Origin of the sequence: Paenibacillus amylolyticus, assembly GCF_001570725.1 — a bacterium.
In the GTDB taxonomy this organism is placed as follows: domain Bacteria; phylum Bacillota; class Bacilli; order Paenibacillales; family Paenibacillaceae; genus Paenibacillus; species Paenibacillus amylolyticus_A.
Window position 1 is genome coordinate 648,851 of the sequence record NZ_BCNV01000001.1, and the last position, 25,115, is coordinate 673,965.

Consider the following 25,115-nt stretch of genomic DNA (forward strand, 5'->3'; position numbering starts at 1 on the left):
GCTTATGCGTGAGCCGCTATTGCTGGTTCAGAGAAACAATATAATACAAGTACAGGAGGTGCGAAGCGTGCGTAAAATCTATGTATTTGACACAACGCTGCGTGATGGAGAGCAATCCCCGGGAGTCAATCTGAACACTCGTGAAAAGGTGGAAATTGCCCATCAGCTCGAGCGGCTTGGCATTGACCGGATGGAAGCTGGTTTCCCAGCGGCATCTCCAGGTGACCTGGCAGCTGTCAATGCAGTAGCAAATGCGGTCAAAAATGTGACCGTAATAGGTTTGTCCCGTTCCAGAGAGCAAGATATTGATGCGGTTAAGGAAGCACTTAAAGGTGCACAGGACCCGTGCATTCACGTGTTCCTGGCAACTTCGCCTATTCACCGCCAACATAAATTGCGTATGGATAAAGCGCAAGTACTGGATACGGCTCGTTCCGCGATTCGTTATGCGAAGAAAACATTTTCGAAGATCGAATTCTCACTTGAGGATGCAGGTCGTACCGAGTATGATTTCCTCGTAGAAATGGTGAATATGGCTGTTGAAGAGGGTGCAGCCGTGGTGAATATTCCCGATACAGTCGGCTACCTGAGCCCATATGAATACGGAAACATTTTCAAACATCTCAAGGAGAATGTACACGGCATAGAAAAGGTACAGCTGAGTGCTCACTGTCATAATGACTTGGGTATGGCGACAGCCAACACACTTGCAGCCATTCTCAATGGAGCCGATCAGATCGAAGGTACGATCAATGGCATTGGTGAACGTGCAGGGAACACGGCGATCGAGGAGATTGCTATGGCGCTGGAGACACGTCAGGAATTTTTCCAGGCAAAAACATCGCTGCAGTTGTCTGAGATTGCACGGACCAGTCGTCTGGTTAGCCGTTTGACAGGTATGGTTGTACCTGGCAACAAAGCTATTGTTGGGGCGAACGCCTTCGCACATGAATCCGGAATTCACCAGGATGGTATGCTGAAGGAAAAAACCACGTACGAGATCATGACTCCAGAATCCATCGGTCTGAAGGAAAGCAAGCTAGTACTGGGTAAACATTCCGGTCGTCATGCGTTCCGTGAGCGTTTGATTGATCTGGGATATGAGCTGGAAGAAGAAGCGTTGAATCGGGCTTTTGCCCAGTTCAAAGATCTGGCTGATAAGAAGAAAGAAGTGACTGACGAAGATTTGCTTGCGGTAATTGAAGAGAAATTGCAGGATGCACCTGAGGTGTATAAACTGGAATCGATCTTCGTTACGTACGGAGATGAATCGGTACCAACGGCCAAAGTCCGCATTGCGACGCTTGACGGGGATACGGTTGAGAAGCAAGCAGAGGGTAACGGATCGGTAGATGCAATCTACAATGCGATTGACCAGGTGAGTGGGGAAGACGTAACGTTGTCTGACTATTCCATCAAATCGGTAACGCATGGTAAGGATGCATTGGGTGAAGTACATGTTGTGCTGACTCAAAATCAGGTTTCGGTACAAGGACGTGGCGTGAGTACGGATATACTTGGTGCAAGTGCACGTGCTTATGTGGACGGTCTGAACCAATTGATTGAGAAACGAAAAACATATACGAATCGTGTAAACGTGAACCTATAGGTTCTGGTGCAGAAAGCAAGAATCCTTCATTGAACTGAACTTCAAGCTGGAACGCATATAAACTGCCAGGATGATCTGTCTTAATCTTAACGGATATAGAAGATCGTTCAGCCTGCTTTGCTCCGTTCAGTGAGGTACGTAAAAAGTCTGACTCTCTTGTGGAGGGTCAGACTCTTTGGGTTTTATTTGAGCATTTTGGTGAGCGGTATGATTCGAATTATGCAAAATGCTGATATATATAATTAAGAAGTGAAACACAGTGTATGTTATACGGTTATCTATTACATTGGCTTACGCTATCAAGCTGTTACCACGCATAAGCATTAGGTGCATGTCCACCTGGACCCGGGAAAATCTCATCCAGACGTTTGAGCACGGCTTCATCCAAAGTGACGTCCAAACATTTGAGCGCGGTTTCAAACTGCTCCAGCGTACGCGGTCCGATAATTGGGGCAGTGACTGCCGGATTGGCTGCAACCCAGGCCAAAGCTACTGTATCCTGTGGTTCACCAAGATCACGACACAGTGCTGCGAAGTCTTCAAGCTGAGCTTGCTGCTGCTCGATCCGTCCAGCGATACCTCCGCTACGTGTTCCTTCCAGCTTCTGCAGCGCATTACGTCCCAGTAATCCACCATCCAGCGGACTCCATGGAATGACACCGAGACCCAGTTCTTTGGCGGCAGGCAATACTTCCAGTTCAGGTAAACGACAGTTGAGGCTATATTTATGTTGTTCGGACACCAGACCGAGGAAGTGGCGATTCTTGGCCTCGCTTTGAGCAATTGCAATCTGCCATGCAGCAAAGTTACTTGATCCTACATAACCGATTTTACCCTGATGAATCGCATTCTCGAACGAACCCCACAGCTCATCCCAAGATATGGCAGGGTCCACATGGTGCATCTGGTACAGCTCGATATGATCCGTCTGCAAGCGGCGGAGGGAACCCTCCAGATGACGTCTGATTTTATAGGCGGATAGTCCGGCTTCGTTGTTGGGGCCGTCTGTATCATCATGCATGGAGCCATAGACTTTGGTAGCAAGCACTACTTTTTCACGTCTGCCACCGCCCTGATTGAACCAGCGTCCGATAATTTCTTCGGTAAGTCCGGAATTCTCACCCCAGCCGTAAATGTTAGCGGTATCAAAGAAGTTCACGCCTGCATCGAGTGCTGCGTCCATAATGCGGAAAGCTTCTTTCTCATCTGTAGCAGGCCCGAAATTCATGGTACCAAGACAGATTCGGCTGACCTTAAGGCCTGATTTACCCAAATACGAATATTGCATGTTAACTATCCCTCCTGCGTACTGATTTGAATTCAGCTATATTTTACCCCACCGGGAGGGTCAGGAACAACTTGTGAAGGCTAATCTCTATTAGCTTATAGGTAAAATCTATTAAAGTCATAGATTGTATATCTTGGTCAAATGACCTTGGAATATGATACAAAAGAGAGAGTTAATATGAGACGTTACTTTATGAATAATTAATGAATGAAATATAAGGAGTGGACAACCCATGGCAGACGTGAAAAAAATTGCAGTTATTGCAGGTGACGGAATCGGTCCTGAAGTCGTAGCTGAGGCTGAGAAAGTTCTTAAACGTACAGAGGAAGTATTCGGTTACCGTTTTGAGACAGAGCATGCGTTGTTTGGTGGAATCGCGATTGATGAGAAGGGTACACCTCTTCCAGAAGAAACACTGACGGTATGTAAAGGTGCAGATGCGGTCCTGCTTGGAGCGGTTGGCGGTCCAAAATGGGATAACAACAGCAAGGAACTTCGTCCGGAAACAGGCTTGCTGGGTATTCGTAAAGCGCTCGGATTGTTCTCCAACCTGCGTCCGGCTGTCGTATTTGATTGCCTGAAGGATGCTTCAACTCTGAAGCCTGAAGTACTGGAAGGTACGGATCTGATGGTGGTACGTGAGTTGACTGGTGGGATCTACTTCGGTGAGAAGTTCAGACGTGAAAGTGCACATGGCGAAGAGGCGGTAGATACTTGTGCGTATAATGTAACGGAAGTGGAGCGGATCGTTCGTCAGGCGTTCGAGATTGCGCAAGGACGTCGCAAAAAGCTGGCTTCGGTAGACAAAGCCAACGTATTGGAAACTTCCCGTCTCTGGCGTGAAGTCGTGAACCGGGTAGCACCGGATTATCCGGATGTTGAACTGGAGCATGTACTTGTGGACAACTGCGCAATGCAATTGTTGCGCCGTCCAGCCAGCTTCGATGTCATCGTAACGGAAAATATGTTCGGAGATATCCTGAGTGATGAAGCAGCGATGCTGACGGGTTCCATCGGCATGCTGGCATCTGCATCACTGGGAGAGGGCAGCTTTGGACTTTATGAGCCGGTACACGGTTCTGCACCGGACATCGCTGGTCAAGGCCTTGCTAACCCGATTGCAACCATTCTCTCTTTGGCGCTGATGTTCCGCACAACCTTCGGTTATGCAGAAGGCGCGGACGCTATTGAAGCAGCTGTGTCTGATGTACTGAACGCAGGACACCGTACGAGTGATATTGCTGTAGACAAGAGCACAGCGATCAGCACAACCGAAATGGGCGATCTGATCGTCGCGGCTATTCAGAAACAGGCGTAATAATATTACCAACAACATGGCAGCCCTTTGTTTCCAGTTATGGAATGTACAAAGGGCTGTTCCTTTATCATTTTGGCACGAAAAATCCTTATTTATAATTATTATAAAAAAATAATGTTTATAATCTTGACTTTGGGAAGTCCGGATGATAACATTTTACTTGTACTTGTTATCAAGTATCAAATCATTTTAATTACAGGAAAAGCGTTCGCGTTTTTCTTGATGATGAGCAATCCGCAAGGATGCTTACATAATCCCAAAGGAGGAATTTTTAGTTATGGCAGAACGTTTGGTTGGTAGACCAGCACCGGATTTCGCAATGGAAACAGTATCGGGAGACGGACAAGATTTCGGTTCCGTTAAACTGTCCGATTATCGTGGCAAATGGCTCGTATTCTTCTTTTATCCTTTGGACTTCACATTTGTGTGCCCAACTGAAATTACAGCTTTGAGCGTTGCTTCCGAGCAATTCAAAGCTTTGGATACTGAAATCCTTGGCGTGAGCGTAGACTCCGTACACAGCCACAAAGCATGGATCAATACACCTGTAGACAGCAATGGTCTGGGTCAATTGAACTTCCCACTGGCTTCCGATATCACGAAGCAAGTGGCTAAAGATTACGGCGTTCTGATCGAAGAAGAAGGCGTAGCATTGCGCGGTCTGTTCATCATCGATCCAGAAGGCGAACTGAAATATCAAGTAGTTAACCACAATGATGTAGGCCGTAGTGTTGAAGAAACACTTCGCGTACTGCAAGCACTGCAATCCGGCGGATTGTGTGCAATGAACTGGAAACCAGGCGACACTAACCTGTAAGCCAGGTTAACTTGAACGGTTTTTGTTCAAGCCCTCATCCCGTTAGGGATTGAGGGCTTTTTGCACCCTTTTGCCGGAAGTTATCACGAAGTTAATCAAAAGTGTTTGAACAAGCAGCTAAACGTGTTAATGATGTATTAGAAGAAAGTCTTCTTTTTATCTGTTGAAAGAGGAATTGATGGCCTTCAAGGCGAATAGGGTATGGAAACCCGGTAAATATTCCGGTGCTCTGCATTTATAATCTGTACATGAATGTGATACACTGATGGAACTATTCCTTTTCGGAAGTGCTGGAAGTGTACGGGATTGCATTTTAATAAAAAAGTCCCGGCACGTAATAAGGAGGGTGAACAAAAATGAGTTACTGTTGTGGGGCAAGTATGGTTGGAACGAAGGGCACGCTGAAGCATTACCGCACCCAGGTTCATAATGTTCCCCTGCTGTTTTGCCCGGTGTGTCATCGGGTTGAGGTGCATTATAAAGTGGAAAATGAATATGAGATTCTCGCAGAATACGCGCATGGAGACGGTGCATCCGAGATCGATTTTCAAGATTATGTAACAGAGGATGAAGATGCCATTTTCGAAAACTGTATAAACCGTGAGAGTGAGGATGCCATGGTCATTGTGCAGCGCCAGATTGATATGGCTCTGGATCTGCTCAGACTCGCGAAAGAAACAAAAGACGAGAAGTGGGAAAGTGAACTTAAACGTCGATTAGCTGTGATGAGTCAGCGCAGACTGAAAATTCAGCATAATAAGACCGGACTATAGATGTTCTCGGATATATCATAAAGTAAAGATATTAAAAACGAAGCTGATTTGCCTCCTGGGTGAAACGGCTTCGTTTTTGTGCATTGATCCGGAACTAATTCGAGGTTTTTTTTAAAATAATTTCCATTCGACACTTTCTCCGATTGACTCTCTTCTATAAACTTGTCTATGATAAAAACAGACTTGCAAAAGAGGCGGAGCAAAAAAATGTTCGTGTTTGGGAATAGGAGAATGTCAGAATGGGACAAACGTATATGATTTTCCGGATCGACTGTTGGTTACCGGGAATAGACCAGCTTGAGTTCCGGACATGCCATCCATATTTTCGGCTCAGCCCCCCAACGAAAGGGCACCGGTAATGAAAAATAAAATCGGCCCTTCCTGTTTCTGTGATGATATGATGTCCGAATGGCAAGTTTATCATTTACGTGAAAAGGAGGAACCTGACATGATTAGTGAATTTCAGGATACAGTGCCTCAACCAACGGATGGATTCCCGCCCGTACATCTGGATAACAACAAGTATGAGAATGTACTGGAACATCTGGATAGCGGTATTATGTTGTTTGACAGCCACGGTGTATTGACGTTTATTAACGTTCAGATGGCAAAATTGTTGGAGCTTCCAAGAAGTCTGTTGAGCGGCTGCACCCTGATGCAAATGCTGCATCATCCGCAGATGAGCCGATTCAAGAAAAAGAAAATTTTACGTATTTATCGGGAAACCATCTTCCACCGTAAGCGCTATCATGAGTTGATTGATGAATATGGAAGGCATTGGCTGGTTACTGTGACGTACGGGGATCAGATGGACGGAGACTTCTTGTTCAGCGTCAAGGATGTATCTGATTATAAACAGATTGAACAGACCGCTTATCAAAATGACAAACTTGCGATGCTGGGGCGCATTTCGGCATCTATTGCTCATGAAATTCGTAATCCGTTAACCGCAATCCGTGGGTTCATCCAGTTACTTCGGCCCCATCTGTTGCAGCTTGGCAAAGACGAGTACGCTCGCATCATACTGACAGAAATTGATCGGGCGAACGACATCATCTACGAATTCTTGAATTCTTCCAAACCGTCAGCCCCTCAGAAGACCGTGATGTCTGTCGACTCTTTGCTCAAAGAGGTGGTCTTGCTGACAGAGAGCGAAGGTTTGATGAAGGGATGCGAGATCACGTTGGATGAAGGGGATGCCCCGCTGAATGTGTCCATCGATGTCAAACAGATTAAGCAGGTTATTTTGAATATGGTGAAAAATGCAATGGATGCCATCGAGGAAGTCGGCGAAGAACACACCGGCCTGATTCGAATATCTACCGCTACGGAAAACAAGTTCGTGCAGATCTCCATCGCCGATAACGGTCAGGGAATGGATCATAACACACTTGTGCGTCTGTTTGATCCATTCTTCACGACGAAGGAGAGCGGAACGGGCCTGGGACTCTCGGTGAGTTACCGGATCATCAAGAACCATGGAGGTACCATCTCGGTAGATAGCAAAAAAGGCGAAGGTACGCGGTTTATGATTATGTTACCCTTGGTATATTGAGAAGAGTGGGGCGTAAAGGAGTCGGCAAATAGCCGACTCCTTTGTTTTATGTTGCCAATTAGGGTTATAGTTAGTAATGAATGCGAATACATAAGCTCCATAACGGAAGGATGAGATGCAGATGGAAATCCAAGGAATGGAACGAATGAATCAACAATTGATGAATCACGTGGGAAAAGTGATCGTGGGCAAAGAGCATACCATAGAGCTGGTGATGACAGCGATCATAGCATCAGGACATGTGTTGCTGGAGGATGTACCGGGTACCGGGAAAACGATGCTCGCCAAATCGGTAGCCTCCTCATTGGACTGTACATTCCAGCGTATACAGTTTACACCGGACTTATTGCCATCTGACTTGACAGGTATTCATTTCTTCAATCAAAAAGAAGGGGATTTTGAATTCAGACCTGGCCCCTTGTTCGCCAATCTTGTGCTAGCGGACGAGATTAACCGTGCTACACCGCGTACGCAATCAAGCTTGCTGGAGTGCATGGAAGAGCGCCAGATCAGTATCGATGGTTCAACGAGACAGCTGGAGCGGCCATTTATCGTTATTGCTACCCAGAACCCCATAGATAACCAGGGAACTTTTCCGTTACCTGAAGCGCAGATGGATCGTTTTATGATGAAAATTCGCATGGGTTATCCAAGCAGTGAAGAGAGTGTAGAAATTTTGAGACGTACGGTAGCCAGCCGCTCTGTTGACGATTTGTCGGCAGTGATCAGTCGTGAAGAACTTTTGAAGGCCCAGGATACGTATAAAACAGTGAAAATCAACGAAGATTTGCTACGATATATCATTCAGTTAACCGAAGCGACAAGGCAACATCCCGAGCTCTCGCTTGGCGTAAGTCCACGAGGGGCTCAGGCATTACTTAAGGCAAGTCAGGCCTGGGCTGCACTGCATGGCAGAGACTTTGTTTTGCCGGATGATATCAAAGTTCTGGCGGAACCTGTGCTGGCCCACCGACTTGTATTCCGTAACCGGATCAGACAACAAGAAGGCTTGGCAGAGCGTATCATCCAGGAACTTCTGAATCAGACAGAAGTGCCAACGGAGAACCTCGCTACAAGCGAGCGTTAGTCTTATGGCATTATTATGGCTTGTCCTTGTAGGAGGCATTGTCGTTGGCATACACGGTGTATGGTTCGGACGACCTGCACTGCGGAAGCTCAAGTACAGCAGACAATTCAGCAAGCTGCGTTGTTATGCTGGAGATGAACTTGAGATGGTGGAGACAATATCGAATGAAAAACGAGTCTCCGTTCCCTGGCTTAGACTTGAAGCGATGATGCCTGTGTCGTTTGTATTTCGTTCTGGCTCAGGAATGGATATTAGCCAAGGCGAAATCTATCAGAACCATAAGAGCATTTTCACACTAAAACCGTTTACGCGTATTACGCGCAAGCATCCGTTCTCATGTACTCAGCGTGGCATCTATCCACTCAATACAGCAAGCATGACAGGTGGGGATCTCTTTGGCGTGTGGCGTTCCACCAAACCGATTCCTTTGCAAATGTCTATGGTCGTGTATCCTTCATTAGTGAAGGCAGAGGATCTTCCCGCCATATATCAAGTGTGGCAGGGGGAAGTGGAAGTATCGCGATGGATTGTCGAAGACCCGTTCCTGATTCTGGGTGTTCGCCCTTATGGTGCAGGCGACCCCATGAATCGTATCCACTGGAAAGCGAGCGCACGTACGAGTGAATTGCAAGTCTACAAGCAGGGATGGACAGCAGATCCGCAATCATGGATTGTAGTTAACATTCAGGAGTCAGCAGATATGTGGAGTGTAGTCACTCGACCAGAAAAGATCGAACGGGCCCTTCGTTACGCTGCTACAGCTGCAGTGGATGCGATCGGTAGAGGGTTGCCGGCAGGCTTCGCTCATAATGGTTATCATGTGGGTGGAGGTCGCGATGCACTTCGGATTGAGCCGGATTATGGCACACCTCATCTAGAAAGGGTACTGGAAGCAATGGCTGCGACCGAGTTGAAATGCATGGTGCCTATGGAGCAATTTCTGAATGATGAAGTACGTTTGAACGAAGAAGCACAGCAAATCCGCAGCTATCTGCTGATTACATCCTATGTATCTGCCGCTATGGAGCACGAGATCGCCCGTCTGCACGAACAAGGACATCGCGTGACGATTCTTCCGGTAGAAGACGTGAAGGGTGATACGAAGGCGGTGAGTGCATGAGGGACAGACAGGTAGCGACGACCAAGGGACTCATAGCGATGCTTGCCGTCTTGATGGCGGCCATATACCTTTTTCCGATATTTACGATTGCTTCATTTTACGCCATGGAACATTTGCCGTACACACTATTCATCCTGGTTGTTCTAGTGGGTTGGTCGGGACAATTCATTCAGCAAAAAATTCCGGTCTTTAGCGAGAAAAGTACATTTATTCGTGGAGTAACGGCACTCGTCATAGGGCTTTTCTTCGGACTCGTAGTTGGGATGAGCCTCATTCTCCCGATGCCGGATATCATCACCTTGGTGCTGTGTGGAGTCATCTCGGCTTATGCAGGTCTGACCTTCGAGGCAGCTTTTCATTCTGTTTTGTTATGGCGTTTGCAGATTATGGGGGTAATCAGTGCGATCGTGCTTACGGTTGCTTCGAACCAATTGGAATTCATGCAGCCGATACAAGCCTACACCCTGTGGATCTATGTTGCGGGAGTGATCAGCTTTGCCTTCTGGCTGGTTGGACGATATATGCTGCAACTGGATCAGGCAATGCTCAATGACGGCAAGAGAAAATTAGTATTGCGTGAGTTTGCGCGTGCGAATCATCAGCGGTTCATGTGGATGTTTATTGTCATCGTCGCGATCGGTGCTTTCCCAAGTCTGGCTGCATGGCTGGGGCCGCTACGTGACCGCTTGCTTGCATGGATCAGGGGATGGTTTGGTCCGATTTCCGGCGAGGAGCCACGATTGCCAATGGACAACCCCAATCAGCCGCTAAATATACCGAATGACTGGAGAGAGCCGCCATCCGAGCCCTCAGTCTTCTGGAACATTTTAGGGTGGGTAGTGATGTGTGCTGTAGCAGGAGCAATCCTGTGGCTGCTTCTGAGGTTCGGACAAAAAACGATAAACAGACTTATGGATCGATTCAAGGGAATGCTACAACCAGGTGCGAAGAAGGCAGAACCACGTACGGAGTATATGGATGTCAGTGAGACGCTTGAGGCGCCGGAAAAAGTTCGAAAGACTTGGTTTCGGAAGAAAGAAACGCCACCTGTGCAGGATACTGAACGTGTTCGGTATTACTATCGGACTTGGATTGACAAGGCTGCCCATCGAGGAGTGAGAATACAGGGGACACACACTCCGCTGGAGGCTGCCCAGACCATCATTCAAAATGGTGTGAAGCAAGAAGAAGATGAGCTGTCTACGAAACTGCCAGATACGTATAACAGCGTGCGTTATGGAAGAAAAGTCCCGGATCGTTCCGATATGGTTGAGATTGACCGAATCTGGAAATCTTATCGAAGTAAATAAGTCCGGAATCCCTTTACTTTTCTTGTCACGTTCAAGTATCATGAGAGGAATACACAAGTTGGTCAGAAAAGGAGCAGACATTAATGAAGACAAATCATTGCAAAATTGTAGATTGTACGATCCGTGATGGCGGATTGGTGAATAATTGGGACTTTAGCGTGGACTTTGTTCAACAGCTGTATGCTGGGTTGAATGAAGCTGGCGTTGATTATATGGAAATTGGATATAAAAACTCTCCGAAGTTGCTGAAAGGTGCGGAGGAAGCGGGACCTTGGCGTTTCCTGAATGATGATTTCTTGCGCAAAGTTATTCCTCAAAAAGGAAATACCAAACTGTCTGCATTGGTTGACGTTGGACGTGTGGATGAGAACGACATCTTGCCTCGCAGCGAGAGCATGCTGGATCTGATCCGGGTTGCCTGCTACAGCAAAGATGTAGACAAGGCACTTGCACTGGTTCAAACATTCCATGATCGTGGATATGAAACAACACTGAATATTATGGCACTCTCCAATGTTATGGAGAATGAGTTGCTGGAAGCATTTGAATTGATCAAAGAAAGTTCCGTAGATGTGGTTTACATTGTAGATTCCTACGGTAGCCTCGATCATAATGATGTGAAATACCTGGTAGAGAAGTTCAAGACTCACTTGCCTAACAAGCGCCTTGGGGTTCACACACATAACAACATGCAACTCGCGTTCTCCAACACATTGGTTGCGGCGGAATTGGGAGTTGAACTGCTTGATGCTTCTGTATATGGTATGGGACGTGCCGCAGGTAACTGCCCAACCGAATTGCTCGTAGCTCATCTGAAAGGTACGAAATACAATCTGCGCCCAGTACTTGGTGTACTGGAACAGCTGATGGTACCCCTCAGAGAAAAAGAAGAGTGGGGCTACATTCTGCCTTACATGATCACAGGTGCATTGGACGAGCATCCACGTTCGGCGATGGCGCTTCGTTCATCGGAAGACAGGGATAAGGTTGTTGATTTCTATGATAAGTTAACAACACCAGAAGTGAATTTCGACAAGTAATATAGTCTGAAATACAGTTGCAAACTAGGAAAACATGGACTCTTCCCCGAGATCCATGTTTTTTTAGTTCTTAATGCCTTGTTTTTCTCCATTTTTATGAATAAATATTCCTAGGAGTAACTATTTTTTAGTTCACGTATACAGAATTAAATGTTATTATGTACCAGATAGCATGTGTATGCATGTGAATTGAACGTTGGTAAATATGTTTTTTGTCGAATTGTGTAGCGAGCTTGCAAAGTTTGGTTAATGTAATTCAGGATAGGTGATCCCGGGAAGGAAAACACGGCATGAAGGTTAATCTGCAAGATCAGAGAAAAATAGGTTGGGTCGCTGTATGCGGCTTATTGTGTTTCCTCGCAAGTCAATGGTTTCGTTCTTCTTCAAGCTCTGATCTCATCATATCGGGTTACCCTGTTTTGACACTCTTGGGTGGATTCGCTGCGGCGGCGGCTTGTATCGGCATTTATAATCAAAGCTGGTTGTTTCGGACACAGAAGCTTACCCTGCGGAGAGTGTTATTGACAACACTCTTTTTATTGATTGGTCTGTTTGAACTGGTTCATATCGTTTCATTTGCAGAAGAGATTCCGAACGGAGCGATGATGGAATCGGAATTCTCCTTAATGATGTCAACCATGGGATCTATGGTATGTTCAGTAGGTTTACTGCTCGTGTATACCATAAATGAGAAGGAAATTGCGTTACCGCGCAAATTCTTACTGTTCAGTGGCACATTGGGTACCTTTGTTATTTTATACACATTGGCTATTCAGGAATGGAGCATGTTGCCGAATATGCTTGAGGGTGAAGTGCTTGGTGGGATTTTCACCCGGGTTCATTTTATGGTCGGATTGCTGTATGGCATTATTGCCGTAATTTTGTTTGTACAATGGAAAAAAACCAAGGATGGTGACTTGCCGTCCATTCTATGCGGCATTCTGTGTTTCTTCTTTGGGGAATGTTATTTTGTTTCCGCCACAGGGGTGAACGATCTCAATTTGCTGCTCGGATTGCTGAGTAACTGTATGGCATATTTTTTCATCCAAAAAGGTTTGTACACGTCCGTTGTGGATACGCCGTTCCTGCAACAGCAGGTTGCTGAAGCCAAGATGAATTATATTGCCCATCATGAGGATGTGACGGGGCTTCCAAACCGTCGTCGCCTTTCGCAGCGGTTGAAAATGATGATGGATGATGCCGTGGTGGAGGAACAGCTTGTCGGGGTGCTCGTCCTGAATATTAATCGGTTCAAGACCATTAATGATTCGCTTGGACAGCAAGCAGCTAACCGGGTTCTGCGCCAGGTAGGTCAACGTCTGAAACATTCGTCACTTCCAGGAGAAGAAGTATTCGGCCTGGGAAGAGATGAGTTTGCATTGACGATGACAGATTTCAGCACAACCGATACAGCGTTGCGGAGAACAAGATCCATTTTGCAACTCTTCGAGAAGCCAGTCCTGGTTGATGGTAATGAGTATCATCTTACACTTGGAATCGGGATGGCTATTTTCCCGCACGATGGCGAGTCACCGCAGGAGATTATTCAGAATGCAGATACGGCTCTGCACAATGCCAAGGAACAGGGCATGGAATTGAACCGTTATGCTCATGCGATGCAGATGAAAGCACAGGAGCGTTTGCAGCTTGAGAATGATCTGCGCAAAGCGTTGGATCGAGGTCAATTCTACCTGGTTTACCAGCCGCAGGTTAATCTGCAAAGTGGACTAATCGTCGGCATGGAAGCATTGGTGCGTTGGCAGCATCCGCAGCGAGGCTCGGTATCTCCGGCGGAATTTATTCCTCTGGCAGAAGAGAGTGGGTTGATTGTCCCGCTTGGCGAATGGGTGCTTCGTGAAGCGTGTGCACAGAATAAGCAGTGGCAGGAAGCGGGTTATCGTAAACTGTGTGTTTCGGTGAATCTGTCCATGAGACAGTTCAGGCATTCGCATCTATTGGACAATATCAATGGCATTCTCAAGGAGACTGGGCTTGAGCCGGTATGGCTTGAACTGGAGATTACGGAGAGTATGACATTTGATAAAGACCGAGCATTTGAGCAGTTACGTAAAATCAAAGAGATTGGTGTGCATATCAGTATTGATGATTTTGGAACGGGATACAGCTCGTTGCATTATCTGAAGGATCTGCCGATTGACCGGCTCAAGATTGACCGTTCATTCGTTAACGAGGTCATGGAGGACAGCAATAATGCTGCGATCGTATCCACCATCACTTCAATGGCACATCATTTACATCTGAAAGTAACGGCTGAGGGCGTGGAGAACGAAGATCAGATGGTCTTTCTTCGTAATCAGCACTGTCACGAGGCTCAAGGGTATTTCTTCAGTAAACCAATTGAAGCCGCTGATTTCGAAAAGCGGTTTTTGAGAGATGTGGATAAACCCACAGGATAGGGAACAGCGGGGGCGCGTGAGTGCTCCTGCTTTTTTATAGATGGACGCTTAATGAAAAAAATGGTAAATATGACTTGCATGCTACAGAGAATCATGGTATATTATTTTTTGTAAAATCACTGTTAACTTCCGAACGGAACTTAATTATGAATCATCAATCATGCGGGTGTAGTTCAATGGTAGAACTTTAGCCTTCCAAGCTAATAGCGTGGGTTCGATTCCCATCACCCGCTTAACGAAGCAGTACCCAGAGCCCTTGCGATGCAGAGGCTTTTTTCTTTTGCCCTAAAAGAAATAGGGGGGTAACCTTTGCTTTTTAACAATGATCTGGTACAATAACGGAGAAATTGATACTACACATGAATGAGAGGTAACCATACGTCCCATGAAGTAAAACACATGAATTGAACCCCAGTTAACTGCAGACGGTTTTATGACGCAGTCAGCCAGAGCGGCTGAGCATTGAGGGGATTCGTGTGTCCAAATTCAGCTATGGGAAAAGGTATGGAGCAAGTAAGCCTTTGAGGTTTACGTGTACCCTGTATTTGGGGTTTCTTTGTTCATGCCGTAGCTTACCTTAGATCTGTCTTTGAATGCTTGATCCAACCCTGAATTGCCAAACCGCCGGCTGATGCCAGCGGTTTTTTTGTTCAGCAAAAAGGATGCAGGAAGGATGAGGCCTCATGATGACATTGGTACGCTTACATGAAGTATCAAAAGAGTGGAACGGTATTGAATTGTTTACAGGATTGAATTTGGAGATTAATGAGGGCGAGAGACTCGCCATTCTGGGTCGCAACGGATGCGGCAAGACAACGTTGTTACGCATCATTTTGGGTGAAGAGCATGGTGGTGGAAGAATTGAACGACATATCCCGCAGCAGGAATGGGGGTTCATGCGCCAGCGCTCGGAGATTGAGGATGGCATGAATGTACTGGATGCGGTCCGGCGTGAGAGCGGTCAGATCTATGAAGTGAAATGGAAATTGGAAGAACTGGAACAGCGCTTGAGCATTAGCAGTGAGGCTGATGATGAGCTGCTTGCAGCCTATACGCAAGTCATGGAGCAATATGAACAGCTGAACGGTTATATGTGGGAGACCGAGGTAGAGAAGGTGCTGACACGCCTTGGATTATCCGCAGAGCATTGGAACAGACCCTATCATTCCTTGAGCGGTGGACAAAAAACAAAGGCCCGTTTGGCTGGCCTGCTTGTCAGCAAACCCAAATTCCTGATCCTGGATGAACCGACAAATCATCTGGATGAGGGAAGCATGCGTTGGCTGGAAGAGTGGTTATCCTCATACGAAGGTACGCTGTTATTTGTATCACACGATCGTACGTTTATTGATCAGGTAGCAACAGGAGTCATCGAGTTCAGTCCAGATGCCCTGACCAAATACAAGGGCGGATACTCCGACTACAAGATCCACAAAGAGCGTGAATTACGCGAACAGGAAACGATCTACCGCAGACAGGAATTGGAACGTAAGGCGCTGGAAGAAACGATTCGAAATTATCAGGAATGGTTCCATAAAGCGCATAATTCGGCGACTGATGTGGAGGTGAAGATCACCCAGAGCTTCTACAAGGCCAAAGCTAACAAGAATATTTCACGTTACCATGCCAAACAAAAACAGCTGGAGCGTTTGGAGCGGGAACGGGTGGATAAGCCTCGTGAAGCTGCAAAGTTAAACATGGAACTGCATATGAATACACTGGCTGCACGCCAGCTGCTTGCGCTGGAAGAGGTGAGTTTTTCATATACAGGTAACCAGCTCTTGCTTCGCGACCTTCGAATCGCTGTGGAACGCGGAGATCGTCTTGCCGTACGGGGCCCTAATGGAACGGGCAAGACGACACTGTTGAAGCTGATGATTGGTGAGCTGGAACCTTCGCAAGGCAAGGTCACACGGCATCCACAGCTGAGAATCGGTTACTTTTCACAAGAGCTGGAAGGACTTCCCGAGAATCTGACGCTGCTGGACAGCTTGCTTACCCTTCCATCCATGACACAAAGTGCGGCACGTACCATTCTGGGATGTTTCCTGTTTTCCAGGGATGATGTGTTCAAGCGCATTGGGGATTTGAGCATGGGAGAAAAGTGCAGAGTGGCATTTCTGAGACTGTACTTTGGCGGAGCGAATCTGCTGGTGCTGGATGAGCCGACCAACTATCTGGACATCGATACCCAGGAAGTCATGGAGAATGTATTGAAACAGGCTTCAGGTGCTTTGGTGCTTGTATCTCATGACCGGATGCTAACGAAGTCACTAGCGAATCGCTTGTGCGATCTGGAACCTGGTGGCACAGCAACCCTGTTTGAAGGAAGTGTGCCGGATTGGGAGGAGTCCATTAAACTTCGGGAGCTGGCGCTCGAGACCCGGGAATCTGATGACGAACGGTTGCGATTGCAGATGCGCTTATCCGAGTTACTGTCTCCTGTGAGCGCTGCTGGAAAAGATAGTCTGACACTGCCTGAACATGAGAGTGAACGAGAAGTCGAGGCAACGGAGATTCGCGAAATCCAGCAGCGCCTGAAACAATTGAAAGATAAGGGTGCAAGCATAAATTAGAAGATGGACAGCTTGCTATTTCGATCTATTTTGCATATAATTATGAACGATCATCGATGATTACATCGATATGGGGAAGTGTTCAAAAAGATCGGTTTTCAGTACCAAGAAGATGGGATGAAGATAGAAATGGAGTAGCGGAGCGTAGGGAAAACTACGTGAGCAACTACAATGTTTCCGAAGGAAACATACTTCGTAAGCATCTGCTTATTCGGCTGAATGCCATATTCGATGCTGATGATGCCGTCAGGCATCATTCGTAATCAAAAGCGGACTTTTTGACAACCTCTAGAGGTTTAACTTAAAAGCAAACGTGATGATGGAGATAAGTAAGCAGTGCCTCTGGACAGGGAGGAAGCGCCGTAGATTGAGAGCGTTTCTGTAGAACAAGGCTGCCGAAATTCACTCCGAAGCGGTTCCCTGAACCTGTTTGTGTGCAGACACAGAGGCAACAGTAGGGGCAAACGGTTAACGGTCGTTATTCCGTACAAAGTGAGGCAAAACGAGTTGCAGGTCAAAGGGGCCGTGCAGCAAGGGATGTCTAACAAGGGTGGTACCACGGTCTTTTCGTCCCTTCAGGGGAGAGAAGGCCTTTTTTTGTTGCAAAAACACCACAAAAAGGGGGCAATTACACATGAAAGAACGTTTAGAGGCATTAAAGATCGAAGCGCTGGAGCAGTTGTCTGGTGTGAATGATCCGCAGACGCTCAGTGATCTGCGTGTGAAGTATTTGGGGAAAAAGGGTGCATTGACTGAAATTTTGCGCGGAATGGGTGCGCTTAGTGCAGAGGAACGTCCAGTTATTGGTCAAGTAGCCAATGATGTTCGGGCTGCCATTGAGGAAGTCATCGACAGCAAGCAGGATCAGTTCCAGAAGGAAGAGACGGCTAAGCGTCTGCAATCCGAGAAAATTGATGTGACTCTGCCAGGACGTCGTGGACGTCAAGGTGGACTGCATCCACTGACTAAAGTGGTACAGGAGATCGAAGATATTTTCATCGGTATGGGATACCGCGTAGCGGAAGGTCCTGAAGTCGAAATGGATTATTACAACTTTGAAGCATTGAATCTGCCGAAGAATCACCCGGCGCGCGATATGCAGGATTCCTTCTATGTTACAGAAGACTTGTTGATGCGTACCCATACGTCTCCGGTTCAAGTACGTACCATGCAGAGCATGAAGGGCGAAGTGCCTGTCAAAGTCATCTGCCCAGGTAAAGTATACCGCCGTGATGACGACGATGCGACGCACTCTTTCCAATTCAACCAGGTTGAAGGATTGGTCATCAGCGAAAACATTCGTATGAGTGATCTGAAAGGAACCCTGCTGCAATTCGTGCGCGAAATGTTCGGTTCCCATACGGAAATTCGTCTGCGTCCAAGCTTCTTCCCGTTCACGGAGCCAAGTGCGGAAGTGGATGTAACGTGTGTACAATGTGGCGGCAGCGGCTGTCGGGTATGTAAGCAAACAGGCTGGCTTGAAATTTTGGGCGGCGGTATGGTTCACCCGAAAGTATTGGAAATGGGCGGCTATGATCCGGAGAAATACAGTGGTTTCGCATTTGGTATGGGTGTAGAACGTATCGCCATGCTGAAGTATGGTGTTGATGATATCCGTCACTTCTACAATAGTGATCTGACCTTCCTGAAGCAATTTGGACGGCTGTAATTTTAAGACAAGATAGATTAACCATATAGAGCAAGCGAATGAACCGGGAACACCAATTTATAGATGAAGGAAGTGAACGTCCATGAGAGTATCGACAGATTGGCTGTCTGATTATATTTCCCTTGAAGGTGTGACGCCACAGGAATTGGCAGAGAAAATCACCCGTGCGGGAGTTGAGATTGATGTAGTGGAGAACCGCAACAAGGGCGTGAATAAAGTTGTTGTGGGTTATGTGAAGAGCAAGGAGAAACACCCCGATGCAGACAAACTGAATGTATGTGTCATCGATGCCGGCCAAGAAGAAGATCTGCAAATCGTGTGTGGCGCGAAAAATGTGGACGCAGGCCAAAAAGTAGTCGTAGCCTTGGTTGGAGCGAAGCTCCCTGGTGGATTGGATATCAAAAAAGCCAAACTGCGCGGTGTTGTATCCCTTGGCATGATCTGTTCCGCCAAAGAGCTGGGCATGAACGACAAATTGCTGCCGAAAGATCAGCAGGAAGGTATTCTCGTTCTGCCAGAACAAACAGAGGTTGGCACGCCAATCAGCCAGGTTCTTGGTCTCGACGATCATGTGCTTGAACTGGACCTGACACCGAACCGTTCCGACTGTCTCAGCATGCGTGGTGCAGCTTATGAAGTGGGTGCCATCCTGGGTCGTGAAGTGAAGCTGCCGAGTCCCAAAGACCAACTGGTTGAAGTTGGTGATGCGGCTGCGAATCATATCTCTGTAGAGATTAAGGCACAAGAGCAATGCAGTCACTATGCAGCTCGTTATGTAACAGGCATTAAGCTGGGTGCTTCCCCGCTGTGGATGCAAAACCGTCTGATGGCTGCGGGTGTTCGTCCGATTAATAATATCGTTGATATCACGAACTATGTCATGTTGGAATACGGTCAACCGCTACATGCATTTGATGCAGATAAGCTGGAAAAAGGCCATATTGAAGTGCGGATGGCCAACGAAGGCGAAACGATCGTTACGCTCGATGGTCAAGAGCGCAAGCTGGAGCCGCACATGTTGCTCATCACAGATGGCGTGAAACCGGTAGCCATCGCTGGGGTTATGGGTGGCGAGAATTCCGAGGTGTCGGAAAGCACGGTGAATCTGCTCTTGGAGTCCGCCAAGTTCGATGGCGGAACTGTTCGGAAAACGTCGCGCCAACTGGGGCTGCGTTCCGAAGCAAGCATGCGTTTTGAGAAGGAAGTAGACCCGGGCGCGGTCATTACGGCTTTGGATCGTGCGGCTGAACTGATTCAGCGTTATGCTGAAGGTGAAGTGCACCAAGGAATCGTGGAAGCTGGAGCGGAAGCTGCGGAGAAACGTGTAATTCAATTGTCGCTGGATCGACTGAATCGTTATCTGGGAACCGATCTGTCTTTGCTTGAGGTGAAAACCATCTTCGCTCGCTTGCACTTTGCATGTGGTGATGCTGATCAAGGATTGCTGGATGTGGAAGTGCCAACACGCAGAGGGGATATTACGCTCGACGTAGACCTGTTTGAAGAGATTGCACGTCTGTACGGATATGACAACATTCCAACCACATGGATTGAAGGACCAACGACTCCGGGGGCTTATACACGCTCACAAGCAATGCGTCGTACCATTCGTGGATTGCTCTCAGGCAGTGGCTGGCAGGAAATGATCAGTTACTCCTTTGTACACCCGGATAAAGCGACTCTGTTCCCGGCGTTGACAAAAGGAAGTAAAGCCGTGAAGCTCGCGATGCCTATGAGTGAGGACCGCAGTGTGCTTCGTACAAGTATTTTGCCGCAAATGCTGGATGCAGCGGTATATAACATGAACCGTAAACAGGATTCACTGGCTGTATTTGAAGTGGGCAATGTATTCTTCACTGAAGAAGATCAGTTGACCAAGCAACCACATGAGATTCCGGTACTGGGCTTGCTGCTCACCGGGAATCGTGCAAGCCAGCAGTGGAATGTTGGAGCGGAGAAAGTAGACTTCTTCGATCTGAAAGGTGCGCTTGAGCATCTGTTCGCCTATGTGGGTCTGGAACAACGCATTCGCTTGGTAGCAAATAGCCCTGAAGGATTCCATCCGGGACGCTCTGCATCGGTTTACCTGGAAGGGAAGGATGGCGGAGAAGGCACATTGATCGGTACACTGGGTCAATTGCATCCGGAACTGCAACAGCAGTATGATCTGAATGATGTGTACATCGCAGAGATTGCACTTGAATCGATCTACAGTGAAGCAGACGCTGACATTCGTTATCGTGAGCTTCCGCGGTTCCCAGCAATGGAACGTGATATCGCGGTTGTTGTGAATGAGGATATTGAAGCTGGAGATATGCTGCGCGCCATTCGTGAATCTGCGGGTGAGTTGCTGCAAACCGTACAGGTATTCGATGTGTTTACTGGAAGTAAACTGGGTGAAAACAAGAAGAGCGTGGCAATGGCACTGGTGTACCGGAATCGTGAACGTACACTGACCGATGAGGAAGTTACTGAAGTTCATGCCCGTGTAGTGGCCCGTCTGGAAGAGCAATTTGGAGCGGAATTGCGTAAATAGGACAGAAGAAGATTTTTTGAACAAAGATTAGCAGGAATTGTTTGAAGTCACATCGAATCCTTAGCATTAGAGGATCGATGTGACTTTTTTGTGATTACAGCTTAGAATCAACATACAGACTTGAAGGAGGGCACAACTGTGACTACACCTGATCGTACACGCGTCACCGTAGATATCTACGGGACTTCCTATAAACTGGTTGGCAGCAGTGCCGACTATATGAAACAAGTAGCTAATCTGGTAGATGAGCGTATGAGCGCGATCTCCAAGCAAAATTCCCGTCTGGATACTCCGCGTATCGCGGTACTGGCGGCTGTACATATGGCTGAACAGTCTCTTCAGACTCAGGAAATCCGGAATGAGCTGAAGATGCTTACTGGAGAACGTACAGAACTGAGAAATGAATTGAATCGGTTGAACGCCATACAAAATGAACATCAACAAGAATTGGAACGGCGTGACCAGTCTCTTGCTGATTTGCAGAAGCTGAAGCTTGAAGCTGAGCAGGCGCTGCAGAAGGCCGAAAAGGACAAGCAAGCCGAAATGGCCAAGTTAAACACATTGCTTGAGCAGGAGCGTACCCAGGCAACAGAGCGAGTGCAGAAATTGCAGGCTCAAGCTACCGCACAACTTAAGGAAGCAGAGACTAAGGCAGCGGCACAACTCAAGGAAGCAGAAGTCAAGGCAACGAGACAGCTGAAGGAAATGGAAGAAAAAGTGGCTAATCAGCTCAAAACTGCACAGGCACAGGCCGCTTCACAGCTAAAAGAAGCTCAGAACCGTTCTGTATCCGAACTGCAGCAGGCGCAGGCCAAAGCTGCAACGCAATATAAGGAATTGCAGGACAAGACTGCAGCTCAATTAAAAGAAGCTGAACGCCGTGCCGTTACAGAACGTCAACAAATTGAAGCCAAGGCCGCACAGCAGGTTCAGACAGCCAAGGAAGAAGCCGAGTCCGCCATTCTGTCCGAGTTGGAGCAGGCTGAGGCCAATTTGAAGAAAGCCCAGGAAGAAGCGGCACTGCAATATAACGAACTTCAACAACAGATGGAACTTCGCCTCCAGCAGGCTGAAGAAAAAGCACTGGAACAGACTCATGCTCTGACGGAAGAAGCGAATCAAGAGCGAGCTGCTTTGCAGGAACAAGCGGAGCAGAAGCGCCTGACTCAGGTGAATCAATTGAATGCGGAGTTCAAAGCGATATCCGAGCAGTCGGAACTCGAATGGATGGAGAAAGAAGCAGCACTCGAGGAACAATTGCAGCAAGCTAAGGAAGCAGCGGCATCTCGCGCAATAGAAGCTGCATCCGCTGCGGAAGCCTTACTGCAAGAAGAACGTGGCAAGCTCATGCAGCAGCTGGAGGAACAACGTAAAGAGGCGGAGACTCGACTATTAGATGTCGAAGAGCAATTGGAAGAAGTGATGACCCAGCTCATCAGTGCACAGGATGTGGTTGCAGAGCAAGAACAGCAGCTTCAGCACGAGCGTGGTCAATTGGAAACATTGCGTCATGAGCATGGGGTCCGAAAACAGGAGCAGGAAGTTCAGACTCGCCGAATCACGGAACTGGAGCAGCAACTGGAACAGTTAAAAGAGGATCGTTCCCAGTTGCAGGAGCTTCTGCGTGAGACGGAGCAAGCCGCCCAGCAATCCCGTGATGCACAGGAACAATGGAAGCAGAAGTATAACGAAACTGTGGATAGGGAAACCTCTCTCACAGCGCAGCTGCGCAAACTTCAGGAGCAACATGCACAGCTTGAACAGGAAGCTCAAAACCTTCGTGAGGCTGAAGTGAAGTCGGAAGAGGAACAGCGCAGGTTGCATAAGGTGCTTGAACAGGCTCATGCTGCGGTGCGTACATTGCAGAATGAGATCGGCACGCTTACGGAACGTGAGCAGTCCTTGAAAGACCTTGCAGAGCAACGGTTGGCTGAGATCGGTGACCTGGAGAACCAAATTCTCGAAGTTGCTGAACAAAATGAAACGCTGGAGTCTGGTGTGCAATCCCTTCATGATGAATTGTCCGTGGTGAAGGAAGAGTCTCGTTTCAACCATGAAGAGGCTGTGCATTATCAGAAGGAAGCAGAGCTTTTGGAAGAGAAACGCAAACAGCTTGAAGTTGAGCTGAATGTTGTTCGGGAAGAGTTGAACCGACTTCAGGAGAATTATAAACAAATACGTAACGACTACAGTGATGCATTACAACGGGAAGAGAATTACAGTTCCAAGCTGGATGAATTGAGTACGGAGAAGCAAGAGATTGTAAGAGTGCTTGAAGAAGCAAGACAATCTTCAGCGAAACTATCCGAGCGCTACTCGGAGCAAGAGAGCCGGCTAGCCCAGACTGAGGAAGAAGCGTTGGAGTGGCAGATCAAACATGAAGAACTGTCAGCCAAACAGGCTGAGTTGTCATCCCGTCTGGAGCAGTTGACGAGACGTGAAGAAGAACTCCGCTCCAGCGTTGCACAAGCAGAGCAGAACGACCAGGTGTGGCAACGCCGTGCAGATGAATGGGCGGCTCAGGAACAATCCTGGCATGAGCGCTGGGCTGCGCTTGAGAATGAACTGACGGTATGGAAGAGAGAAAGCGCGGCAAGTAGCGAGTTGCTGGAGGGACTGGAGCAAGAACGACAGCAGCTGGATCAGTTACGGGCAGAAGCAACTCAAGAGAAACAGATCATGGAAAATGAACTGCTTGAGATGGGCGAGCGTTATGAACTGGCAGCTAATCAATTACGTTTGTTACAGGTTGAACGCGAAATGGAGCAGGAAAAGGCAGAGCAGCTGAATACGGAATATCGTCAGTTGCATGATGAATATACGAAATTGCAGACGGAATATAACGAATGGATTGAATTGATTGAACAGGACCAGACCTAGCGGAATGATTGTGGCAGAACTGGCTCGTGGGCAACGCACTCTGGTACAATTTGTTATACTAAAGAAGGAGCTCCCGTCGCTGCGGGGGCTCCTTGTCTTGAATACTATTCTTCAACGATAATTTTGGAGATCATGCTGCTGTGTCCCGAACCACAGAAGACCGAACAGGACATTTCAAACTCACCGACTTTGTCCGGGGTAATCACTTTGGAACTGTTTCTGGTGTCTAGCATAAGATTCAGCTCAGGCACGAGTATTCCATGATTGCCGTTTACATTTTCATAAACAATGTTAACCGGGACACCTTTTTTAAGATGGTACTCGGGTTGATCGAATTCGTAGTTGCTTGCCTTGATGACCAGTTCTTCGCTGGCTGTAACGCCAGCATCGGACCCGTTACTGCCAGAGTCTGCGGACTGATTCGCCCCTCCGCATGCAGCGAGGACCAGAATTAACATACAGGCAGCGAGCCATGCTATGCCCTTCTTCATCATGTACCTCCTTAAACGTGATATGGATAAAATGTGAATGATTGCTTCAGTCATCATACCGCAATATATGGATGCCTGTACACGCTGCGTATGTCGTTTTGTTGAAAATTGTACAGCTTGAGTGGATGGTTCTTTACTACTTCAAATGAAATAAACCTCATCCGGCACAGGCCTTCAGAGGTTTAGAAGCATTCATGGAGATGAAAAGGAGAAGCTGGGATTAGCTTTTGGAGCTTCGTCCGGCATCAAAAGGGGTGGATACCGGGATGAAGAGATCGATAATCCCAATAACCAGCGCAGCGAGAATGGCACCGAGCAGGCTGACCTCAACATGATCTACAACATATTGACCCAGCCAAATCACCAGTGCGCTAACGATAAATCCGACAATACCGCGACCAAACGGGTTGACCCTTTTGCCGAAGATACCTTCAACGATCCAGCCGAGCAGGGCAATGACAAGAGCAAGCAACAGAGCGCTCCAGAAGCCACCAACGGCGAATCCGGGAACGATCCAGCTGACCACCATTAATACAATTGCAGCGATGACAAATCGCACGACATGTCCCAGGAAATTCATGGTGTGTACCTCCTTTTATTCGGATTGAACTGAGCAGGGCAACTCCAAG

At 47.5% G+C, this 25,115-nt stretch carries 17 protein-coding genes and 1 tRNA gene; 15 read left to right on the forward strand and 3 right to left on the reverse strand.

Translation table 11 applies throughout. From position 1 onward, the window contains the following. Positions 1 to 67 precede the first annotated feature (67 nt). Positions 68 to 1,609 (forward strand): 2-isopropylmalate synthase, encoded by a 1,542-nt coding sequence (locus tag PAHA3_RS03120; RefSeq protein WP_062833430.1) that lies wholly within the window; start codon positions 68 to 70, stop codon positions 1,607 to 1,609. 307 nt (positions 1,610 to 1,916) lie between these two features. On the opposite strand, the gene PAHA3_RS03125 is transcribed toward PAHA3_RS03120, so the two are convergent. Beyond that, entirely contained in the window at positions 1,917 to 2,897 is a 981-nt protein-coding gene (locus tag PAHA3_RS03125) for an aldo/keto reductase (protein WP_062833431.1), read from the reverse strand. A 232-nt stretch (positions 2,898 to 3,129) separates the two neighbouring features. Between PAHA3_RS03125 and leuB the strand changes: the two genes are divergently transcribed. The 14 genes from leuB (at position 3,130) to zapA (ending at position 23,995) form a co-directional block, all read left to right on the forward strand. Continuing rightward, the gene (leuB, locus tag PAHA3_RS03130) at positions 3,130 to 4,215 is read left to right on the forward strand and encodes a 3-isopropylmalate dehydrogenase (protein WP_062833432.1); all 1,086 of its coding nucleotides are present in this window, start codon (positions 3,130 to 3,132) and stop codon (positions 4,213 to 4,215) included. Between the two features lie 277 nt (positions 4,216 to 4,492). After that, positions 4,493 to 5,032: a peroxiredoxin gene (locus tag PAHA3_RS03135; protein ID WP_036610146.1), complete on the forward strand. Its 540-nt coding sequence runs from the start codon at positions 4,493 to 4,495 to the stop codon at positions 5,030 to 5,032. 356 nt (positions 5,033 to 5,388) lie between these two features. Beyond that, the gene (locus tag PAHA3_RS03140; protein WP_062833433.1) at positions 5,389 to 5,805 is read left to right on the forward strand and encodes a hypothetical protein; all 417 of its coding nucleotides are present in this window, start codon (positions 5,389 to 5,391) and stop codon (positions 5,803 to 5,805) included. A gap of 448 nt (positions 5,806 to 6,253) precedes the next feature. Further along, positions 6,254 to 7,360 (forward strand): PAS domain-containing sensor histidine kinase, encoded by a 1,107-nt coding sequence (locus PAHA3_RS03145; protein WP_062833434.1) that lies wholly within the window; start codon positions 6,254 to 6,256, stop codon positions 7,358 to 7,360. Positions 7,361 to 7,481: 121 nt separating this feature from the next. Further along, positions 7,482 to 8,447, forward strand: a complete 966-nt coding sequence (locus PAHA3_RS03150) for an AAA family ATPase (RefSeq protein WP_062833435.1) — start codon at positions 7,482 to 7,484, stop codon at positions 8,445 to 8,447. A 4-nt stretch (positions 8,448 to 8,451) separates the two neighbouring features. Continuing rightward, positions 8,452 to 9,567: a DUF58 domain-containing protein gene (locus tag PAHA3_RS03155; protein WP_062833436.1), complete on the forward strand. Its 1,116-nt coding sequence runs from the start codon at positions 8,452 to 8,454 to the stop codon at positions 9,565 to 9,567. Next, positions 9,564 to 10,877, forward strand: coding sequence for a hypothetical protein (locus tag PAHA3_RS03160; RefSeq protein ID WP_062833437.1), 1,314 nt, complete (start codon positions 9,564 to 9,566; stop codon positions 10,875 to 10,877). Before PAHA3_RS03155 ends, PAHA3_RS03160 begins: the two co-directional genes overlap by 4 nt. Positions 10,878 to 10,960: 83 nt before the next feature. Further along, a complete protein-coding gene (locus PAHA3_RS03165) occupies positions 10,961 to 11,917 on the forward strand; it encodes an aldolase catalytic domain-containing protein (protein ID WP_062833438.1) in 957 nt (318 codons plus the stop codon). Between the two features lie 290 nt (positions 11,918 to 12,207). After that, a complete protein-coding gene (locus tag PAHA3_RS03170; protein ID WP_062833439.1) occupies positions 12,208 to 14,334 on the forward strand; it encodes a bifunctional diguanylate cyclase/phosphodiesterase in 2,127 nt (708 codons plus the stop codon). 162 nt (positions 14,335 to 14,496) lie between these two features. After that, positions 14,497 to 14,567, forward strand: a tRNA-Gly gene (locus PAHA3_RS03175). Positions 14,568 to 15,017: 450 nt separating this feature from the next. Further along, positions 15,018 to 16,910: a ribosomal protection-like ABC-F family protein gene (gene abc-f, locus PAHA3_RS03180; RefSeq protein WP_062833440.1), complete on the forward strand. Its 1,893-nt coding sequence runs from the start codon at positions 15,018 to 15,020 to the stop codon at positions 16,908 to 16,910. 634 nt (positions 16,911 to 17,544) lie between these two features. Then, positions 17,545 to 18,579 carry a phenylalanine--tRNA ligase subunit alpha gene (gene pheS / locus PAHA3_RS03185; protein WP_047842255.1) on the forward strand — a complete coding sequence of 345 codons (1,035 nt, stop codon included), beginning with the start codon at positions 17,545 to 17,547 and terminating at the stop codon, positions 18,577 to 18,579. An 82-nt stretch (positions 18,580 to 18,661) separates the two neighbouring features. Then, entirely contained in the window at positions 18,662 to 21,115 is a 2,454-nt protein-coding gene (gene pheT, locus PAHA3_RS03190; RefSeq protein WP_062833441.1) for a phenylalanine--tRNA ligase subunit beta, read from the forward strand. Between the two features lie 138 nt (positions 21,116 to 21,253). Then, complete coding sequence (gene zapA, locus PAHA3_RS03195; protein ID WP_062833442.1) at positions 21,254 to 23,995, forward strand: cell division protein ZapA; 2,742 nt, start codon at positions 21,254 to 21,256, stop codon at positions 23,993 to 23,995. A gap of 104 nt (positions 23,996 to 24,099) precedes the next feature. On the opposite strand, the gene PAHA3_RS03200 is transcribed toward zapA, so the two are convergent. Both PAHA3_RS03200 and PAHA3_RS03205 read right to left on the reverse strand, forming a co-directional pair. After that, positions 24,100 to 24,486 carry a cytochrome C oxidase subunit II gene (locus PAHA3_RS03200; RefSeq protein ID WP_062833443.1) on the reverse strand — a complete coding sequence of 129 codons (387 nt, stop codon included), beginning with the start codon at positions 24,484 to 24,486 and terminating at the stop codon, positions 24,100 to 24,102. Positions 24,487 to 24,706: 220 nt separating this feature from the next. Further along, positions 24,707 to 25,066, reverse strand: coding sequence for a phage holin family protein (locus PAHA3_RS03205; protein WP_036610114.1), 360 nt, complete (start codon positions 25,064 to 25,066; stop codon positions 24,707 to 24,709). Positions 25,067 to 25,115 lie beyond the last annotated feature (49 nt).